Raw genomic sequence first — 6,010 nt, 5'->3', positions numbered from 1 at the left:
TTATTAACATTATTATATATGTTAACTCATTGCATATAAACTTAATTTAAAAAACTATGAAAAAAATAAATTTGTAACTCAAAAAATTGAAAAAAATTATAAAAAAATGAAGATGAGTCATAATGATATTACATCAATAATCCTGCAGCTATAATTTGAGTTATCACTTTTTTAAGATAATCTGAAAATTTGAAAAAATCTGAAAAAAATAGCTGGTGTCATTTAAAGTGTAAAATTTGAGTTACAAAATTTGAAATTAAATTTTCAAAAAATCTGCAGAATCCAAAATGATATTAACATGATTTTTATTATAAAATATGAAGATCATGGCCGAAAAAATAAAAATTGAATAAAACTTGAAAAAAGAGGGAATTCATATACATAAATGTACAAAAATATAGCATGTAATATCATTGAGTTATCGTTGTATCTACAAAAAGTTACAAAGAGCATTGAAAAAATTGATATAAATAATAGTTTAAAATAATTATTTTAAAAAAATAATAATTTATTAAAGTTTTTTGAAAAAATAACTAAAAAAACTCAAGTTTAAAAACAAAATAATGAATTTAAACATATTTTTAAATTTTAAAGTTTTTTTCGAAAAATTCCTCCTGATTTCTGAAGTAATACTTTTTTAAGATAAAAATATCATGAAAAATCCAAAAATTTTATATATTGTAAAAAAATAAGTGAAAAAATCATATACATTATACAAAAATAAATTTTAAAAAAAGTTCATGGAAATAAAAAATGGAAAACATATAGAAAAAGTAGAAATAGAAATCTAATTATAAAAAAATTTTTAGAAAAAAATAAAAATTTAGTCTAACTCTGCTATATTTTTAGTGAAATTATATGCAAAGTTAGGACATGAACAAGCATGAATGTGAATATAATTAGCTAAAGTGTTCCTAACACTGACACCATCCATATTATTCAATACACCTCTGCCTCTAAGCACATCAAATGCAAGATCATCTGTACTATCAATATTGAGCTTGGTGTAATGGAACTCATGCGCTCTGAAGATATCTCCCTTTTCAGATATGAGATTGTCCCTATTTGACCTTGCCACAACATAATTCAATCCCTGAACCTTAGGAGTCATTTCAGCTGCGTATGGGATAGCATTAACCATTCCAAGACCATCAATGGACTTTGATAAATAGATCAATCCACCACATTCACCATATATAGGCCTATTCTCCTTATGAAATTTATTGATGGATTCCAACATTGATTTATTCTCTGACAAGTCCTTCTTGAATACTTCTGGGTATCCTCCACCAATATAGAGAGCATCAACATCAGGAATTTCCTCATCCTTATATGGGCTGAATGGAACAATCTTGGCGCCATTGTCCTCAAGGGATTCCAATGTCTCCTTATAATAGAATGTGAATATCTCATCCAAAGCAACACCAATCTTTAAAGGAGTCTTATTCCCTGTCTTCCATAACTTACCTGGAGCAGATCCATTGGTTACTTCCAGATTTATCACTTCATTATGCTCCTTATTGAACTCATCCTCATGAATGGACAAATCAACGCGATGACCATTATCTTCCATGGATTCAATGGCCTTATCTTTATTGTCTCTTACAGCAGATTTGCTGGATGTCTTCATAATATCCTTAAGAGCATCCAGGTCTATATATTCCTCAGCAATCTTTCCCCAAAGTTCAATGTTTCTATTGATTTTTTCCTTTTCAAGAGCAGGGACCAAACCAAGATGCCTTTCCTCCACTGCAATCTCTTCATTTCTTGGAATGCCTCCTATGACTGGAACGTTAGCCAACTTTTCAACAGACTCCTTAGCCTTAAGGTAATGCCTTTGTCCTTTGACCTTATTCAGGATAACCCCTTCAATTCGGATGTCAGGGTCAAGAGCCTTGAAGCCCAATACTACAGCTGCCGCACTTTTCACCAGGCTTCTTGAATCCATTAGCAAAACAACCGGTGCATCCAAGGCCTTGGCGATTGAAGCAGTATTGCCTATATCGCTGATAGGGCTAATCCCCTCATATAACCCTCTTACACCTTCAATGATACCCATACTTGACTTGGATATCTTCATTGCCCTTTCAAATGAATTGATTATTTGAAACTCATTCATGAAAAAGGAATCCAAATTCCTTGAAGCATTGCCAGTTGCAATGGTATGGTAAGATGGATCTATAAAATCAGGGCCTACCTTAAATGGCTGTACGTTTTCATCTTGAAGTGCCTTCATGATTCCTGTAGAAATAGTGGTTTTACCGACAGCACTTCCAGTTCCAGCTAGTACGACTTTCATAATATTAGATTAGCATATATTTTATTTAAAATTTTCTTATCTTAGACGAAATTGTTTTAAATTTTAAAAAGAATTCATAGAAAGTAATAAAAATGGAGAATTTTAGTTAAAAATGTAATAATTTTAAAAAAATTTTTGATGAAATTATCCAAAAAATAAAAATTGTTTAAAATGCTTTAAATTAGATATGGTAAACTATTTATGACTTATAATGAATATTACTTTTCAAATGCTCTTATTTAAATATTATAAGCACAAAAAATAAATATTAAAGTGTAACAGGTTTAAAAAAGGTTTTGTTTTTTAAAAAATAGAATCTTGAAATTTGTTACTGGGAGGTGATGATATTATAGGTAGTACAGATGTACAAATCCTCATTAGTACTTTAAGTCTTATTGTACAAATGTTGAACTTGTACATCAACAAGAATAAGGGAGATTAATTCTCTCTTATTTTCTTGTTTAAAAGTTTATTATCTATAATATATAAACCTTACCTAATTAAAAAAAGATTCTTTAAAGGTGATAGAATGTTAATCAAAGAGATAATAAATATCATATTATTGATCTTAGTGGCAATGATGATATGCATAAACTACAAACTAAACAAGGATGGAAATAAGGAAAGCAGAATATTGAGCATCGTTTCTTTAATCTTGGTTCTAATAAGCATAATATTATACTTTGTCTAAATATCTAAATTGGCAATAATACATATTGTTAATATTTATAAATAACAATAAAGATAATATTATTTGAAAAATAAGTAAATTAAATGAATATTTATTAAAAGAGGTAAACAATGTCTACATTAGAGAAAATGCAAGTTTTGGCAGACAGTGCACAATATGACCTGTGCGATTATGTTAGCCATAGCAAGAGCTCTCAAGTGAATCTTCCTGGAATCTACCATGCCACAGGACACAACGGATGCAAGATACCTCTTTTTAAAACTTTGATGACAAACAAATGCAAAAACGATTGCAAATACTGCATCAATCAAAGCAAACGTGATTTCACCCGTCTTGAACTAAGTCCGCAAGAGCTTTCAAGGGCATTCCTTCACTACTACAACAACGGTTATGTCAATGGTCTCTTTTTAAGTTCAGGAATAGGGGATACGATTGATGCCACAATGGAAAAGACCATAGAGACTGCTAGAATCCTAAGAAAGGACTATGGATATGATGATTACATACACCTGAAGATCATTCCTGGTGCATCAAAGGACTCAATCAAAAGGGCCATGAGCTTGGCAAATAGGGTGAGCCTCAACATAGAGGCCGCCACCAAAGACGGCCTCAGCGAAATCACAAGCACTAAGGACTACAATAAGGACATCCTGAAAAGGCTTGATTGGATGAATGACATCTCCAAAAAGAATCCGACCTTTGCAAAATCAGGCCATACAACACAGCTGATTGTCGGAGCGAATGATGAAACAGACCTTGAAATCCTTAAAAGAATGGAAAGTCTATACAAGAAAGTGGATCTTAGACGCAGCTACTTCAGTGCATTTTCACCTGTAGAGGGAACAGAATTTGAGAACAAGGAATCCTGCAATACAGCGAGAACAGCAAAGCTTTATCATGCGGATGCATTGTTGAGCGATTATAAGTTTGATGTGAAGGAACTTGTGTTTGATGAAGACGATAAGCTGTCATTGAAAGAAGACCCTAAGATCTTGGCTGCAAGGGAAATGAACATATTCCCAGTTGAAATAAATCATGCCTCCTATAAGCACTTGATCAGGGTTCCAGGAATAGGCCCTAAATCTGCGAGAATGATAATGAGAATCCGTAAGAACAAGCCATTTAAAAAATTGGAAGAGCTTCAAAGAATTGGGGTTGTTGTAAAGAGAGCAGAGCCATATATTAAATTGGATGGAAACTATCAGACTGCTTTAGATAATTATTAATAAAATTAATTCTATAAAATTCTATATATCAAATAGACAAATAAAAAATTTTAAAATTTTTTGCTAATACCATTAATTGAAAAATTGAAGGAAAGGGAAAAATGAATGCAATAAACATTGAAGACGTTAAGGAAGAATTGAAAATCCCTGATCAAATCAAAATCTTTGACACTACACTTCGAGATGGAGAGCAGGCTCCAGGCATAGCTTTAACTGTAGATGAGAAAGTGAAGATTGCCCAAAAGCTTGACGAACTTGGAGTGGACACAATTGAAATGGGTTTTCCAACTGTATCAGAAGGTGAAAGGCAAGCTGCAAAAAGAATGGCGGATTTGGGTTTCAAATCCAACTTATGCGGTCTTGCAAGAGTATTGGAAAAGGACATCGATGCAGTCATTGACTCCGACTTGTCATATGCTCACTTGTTTATAGGCACTTCCCCACTTCACAGAGACTATAAATTGAAGAAATCCAAAACCGAAATCATAAATCAGGCTGTTGAGGCAGTTGAATATGCAAAGGACCATGGCCTTACAGTGGAATTCTCAGCAGAAGACGCCACAAGGACAGAATTGAACTATCTGATAGAATTCTATAAAAGCGTTGAGGATGCTGGAGCAGACATCGTCAATGTTCCAGATACCGTAGGAATCCTGGTGCCTTCAACAACAAGGGACTTGATAAGAATCCTTAGAAAGAAAATCAATGTTCCTATAAGCCTTCACTTCCATAACGATTTCGGCCTTGCAGTATCAAACTCCATCATCGGTATAGAGGAAGGTGCTAACCAAGCACACTGCACAATAAACGGTATCGGTGAAAGAGCTGGAAACACTTCCCTTGAAGAACTTGTTGTAAGCCTTAAAATAGCTTATGGAGCAAACATTGGCATCGATACAACAAAGCTTTATGACACTTCAAATTTCATCGAATCAATTACTGGTATAAAGATGCCTCCAACAAAACCAATAGTTGGAGAGAATGCATTCGCCCATGAATCTGGCATCCATGTGGATGGAATATTGAAGAATTCATCCACCTACGAACCTATCCCCCCTGAACTTGTAGGGCACAAAAGAAGAATTGCACTTGGAAAGCATACCGGCCATGCCGGAATCAAATCCAAATTGGAGGAATTCAATCTGGAAGTTACCCCTAAGCAATTTGAAAACATCTACAATCAGGTAAAGACACTTGGGGATAAGGGAAAATGCATTACAGATGAGGACTTGAAGTCCATTGCAATCACAGAACTCTCCACAAGCGACAAGGAATACATCAAATTGCTTGGTCTCAATGTGATGACCGGTGAATCAGTGTCTGCAACAGCAACCGTAAAGCTTTCAATTGAAGGAAAGATCATGGAAACTTCCCAGATTGGAGTAGGACCTGTTGACGCAGCCATCGGCGCAATCAGATCACTGGTTAAGGAAACAGTTGATATAAGCCTTGAAGAGTACAGGCTTGAGGCGGTAAGCGGTGGTACAGATGCATTGGCAGAAACCTTTGTAGTGATTTCAGACAATGCGGGCCACAGGGCAACAGGAAGGGCTACAAGAGAGGACGTAATCATTTCAAGTGTGGTTGCAGTCATCAACTCAATCAATAGATTGTTGTCCATTGAAAAAATCAGCTGATTAAAAAATCAATTTTTTTTAATTTATTTTTTTTTTTTACAATCATTTTATCTGTTTCATAATTATGAAACATTTTTTTTCTTTTTTTATGAATTTTATAATTTTTTAATTTTTTTATTTTTGAAAATTTTAAAAAAAATTTAATATTTAAGAAATT

The 6,010-nt window shown here is 33.5% G+C and carries 4 protein-coding genes; 3 read left to right on the top strand and 1 reads right to left on the bottom strand.

Going from position 1 to position 6,010, the window contains the following annotated elements:
* Positions 1 to 823: 823 nt before the first annotated feature.
* Positions 824 to 2,299, bottom strand: a complete 1,476-nt coding sequence (locus IJE13_RS03180) for a cobyrinate a,c-diamide synthase (RefSeq protein WP_292776981.1) — start codon at positions 2,297 to 2,299, stop codon at positions 824 to 826.
* A 529-nt stretch (positions 2,300 to 2,828) separates the two neighbouring features.
* On the opposite strand from IJE13_RS03180, the gene IJE13_RS03175 reads away from it, so the two are divergent.
* The 3 genes from IJE13_RS03175 to IJE13_RS03165 all read left to right on the top strand — a co-directional run bounded on the left by IJE13_RS03175 (position 2,829) and on the right by IJE13_RS03165 (position 5,853).
* Entirely contained in the window at positions 2,829 to 2,990 is a 162-nt protein-coding gene (locus IJE13_RS03175) for a hypothetical protein (RefSeq protein ID WP_292776979.1), read from the top strand.
* 110 nt (positions 2,991 to 3,100) lie between these two features.
* A complete protein-coding gene (locus IJE13_RS03170; RefSeq protein WP_292776976.1) occupies positions 3,101 to 4,216 on the top strand; it encodes a radical SAM protein in 1,116 nt (371 codons plus the stop codon).
* Positions 4,217 to 4,326: 110 nt separating this feature from the next.
* On the top strand, positions 4,327 to 5,853 hold the full coding sequence (locus tag IJE13_RS03165; protein WP_292776986.1) for a 2-isopropylmalate synthase: 1,527 nt from the start codon (positions 4,327 to 4,329) through the stop codon (positions 5,851 to 5,853).
* The last annotated feature ends 157 nt before the right edge of the window (positions 5,854 to 6,010 follow it).

Origin of the sequence: Methanobrevibacter sp. (genome assembly GCF_017410345.1) — an archaeon.
Lineage (GTDB): Archaea > Methanobacteriota > Methanobacteria > Methanobacteriales > Methanobacteriaceae > Methanobrevibacter.
The sequence above is the reverse complement of the archived record's forward strand: the minus strand, read 5'-3'. Positions and strand labels throughout refer to the sequence as shown.